The organism is Haladaptatus ordinarius (assembly GCF_054177595.1).
In genome coordinates, this window is the sequence record NZ_JBPEHH010000234.1 from 1 (window position 1) to 2,125 (window position 2,125).

Here is a 2,125-nt window from a genome sequence, read left to right on the forward strand (position 1 = left end):
GCGCTCTCACTGGAGTGAGACCGCCGTCTTTGGTTGAATCATTCGCTCATCCGCGCCAGCTACTCTCGTCTCGCCCCAGAAACCGAGTCAGTAATCAGGAACGATGGGAACTACCGATTGTGAGTGGACCGTCCCCACCGTTGAGTGTCCTGTGGGCTGAAGCAGACAGTGACGATCGCTCATTTTTATTGTGGGGAGAGTATGCATCGAGTGGCCATATATCGTTCAGAGATGGAGAATTGGAAGTCAATTCAGTTTTGGGATTGGAACACGGATCGAACCGGGTGAGACGATCACTCGAACATATGAGATTCGCGCTGGGACAGACGGATTGGCACCTGGAGACTACGTTATTCCTGAAACACTCACGTCACGGCTTGCCGAGGAACCACCATCGGAGACTATTGAGTGGACGGTCGGTTTTACGCTTACAGAGGCTATTCACGACGAGACATGGGTAGATCATTTTGAACGGGCCAATGGGTCGGCAGATGAAAAGGGGTGATCACAGGAGCAGTCAAGATTTGGGGCCACTCGATGTTAGTATCATATACTAACTTTGGGACTACCCAAGTCCAGAAGAATGACCGAGTGACGTCAGGGAGAATCTTGTTGGATGAGAATGAGAGGGAGGCGAGTTCGTCCAAGAGCGAAAGCCAGCGGATGTGAGTGCAGTCATGGAATCGCTCGAATCCGATATGACGAGCGAGATCACAGCGGAACTTGGGTGACTACGTCGGACGGCGTATGAGGTTTTGAATGGGTTTGCAGATAGATGGTAAGAATCGCCAGAATAAACCACAGTCTACTGTCGTGAGTCGGGGCGAATGTCCCCTGGATATTAAGCCTCTTCTCTGTGTAGTGGTCGATAATGACTCTCGTTCCTTATCATCTCGAAATCGATGGGAACTACTATTCGCTCTCATACGTTCACTCGTCTAAATCAGAAGCACAAGAGGATCTACAGAGCCGTGATGAACCAGCTGTTCTTCGGCTCCTCGAATTGGACGATGATGTATATGGGGTCTACACGCTTGCAGAAGCGCAAGAAGAGGAGATCGAAGGTGCCGATCTATCAGACTACAGTGCGGACACACGCGATATCGTCGATATTGTCATCAGCCTTTTCGACCAAATTAGCGACAACCAAGAGATCGAGTGGTACAAGCCGCTTGAGCCGACGAACATTGCAGATGCCATTGAGGCAGTAACATGGAAACAATTGATCCCAACTGTCGGCGGGAGTCTTATCTCGGAACTCATTCGGTCCCACGGCCTTCCGAATGCGAACCATCGAACGTCGATCGCATTTTTCGAATTGTACGCACGGACGTTTCACACGTTTTCCGACGTTCCACAAACGAATCAAGGAGACGACTGGGCAACATGGGCAAATGAGTATATTCGCGACTCAAAGAGGATTCTCACGGTTCGACGGAAAGCAGCTCTCTTTTCGTTTCTTCAATCTTTGGGGGTGACTGGCGTCCGCAGAAAGAATGATGTTGTCATCCCACTCGAGACGTATCCGCCCGATGTCGATGATCCATGGGCGTACTACGCTGTTGAACATGAACACGTCTGGGAGGAGTTTGCGACAGACTATCTCCAACGAGCAGGGGCATCGGAGTTGCTTACGCAGAGAGATGATGGGAAACGCGTCTTCGCAAGTCGATTGTGACCCAATCGTTATGATTCCTCAGTCCCGAGTTAGTAGTATGAGCGAGAACGAATCCGCACACGTCGACGCTCGGGAATACATCCGAAGTGCCCGTGAGCGGGTTGAGGCACGAGAAAATGGTGTTGCAGCCGAGAGCCTTACGGCTGTTGCAGCGCACGTTGCCAACCTCGAAGACTAGCGTTTTCAGCGATACGACTTTGTCTTCGTTATTGTTTTACTGGAGACGACTGAGTGTTATCGGACCGATCAACATCGCCAGGAAAGACGATGACGGCGCTGTATCCCCTCCCTGCTCGCGCCATTCGGCGCTCCCTGAGGAAGGGGCCTTAGTGTAGCTTCAACCGTGGTTTCGTTAGTTCTCCTCCAACTCAACTGGGTACAGTCGGTGTAGCTTGATCCGGGCATCGTCGGTCGTAAACTGCCAGTCGATGAGCCGGTCAGCCGCGT

Annotated in this window: 2 protein-coding genes; both read left to right on the plus strand. The window is 51.6% G+C overall.

Annotation, left to right across the window (positions count from 1 at the left end; translation table 11 throughout):
- Nucleotides 1-871 precede the first annotated feature (871 nt).
- Nucleotides 872-1,678, plus strand: a complete 807-nt coding sequence (locus ACR3FF_RS26795) for a DUF8172 family protein (RefSeq protein WP_458191115.1) — start codon at nucleotides 872-874, stop codon at nucleotides 1,676-1,678.
- A gap of 37 nt (nucleotides 1,679-1,715) precedes the next feature.
- Nucleotides 1,716-1,856, plus strand: a complete 141-nt coding sequence (locus ACR3FF_RS26800) for a hypothetical protein (protein WP_458191116.1) — start codon at nucleotides 1,716-1,718, stop codon at nucleotides 1,854-1,856.
- Nucleotides 1,857-2,125: the final 269 nt, after the last annotated feature.

Bases quoted from the DNA above. Each gene is read 5' to 3' on its own strand.
- ACR3FF_RS26795 (WP_458191115.1), top strand. From the start codon at position 872: ATGACTCTCGTTCCTTATCATCTCGAAATCGATGGGAACTACTATTCG.
- ACR3FF_RS26800 (WP_458191116.1), top strand. From the start codon at position 1,716: ATGAGCGAGAACGAATCCGCACACGTCGACGCTCGGGAATACATCCGA.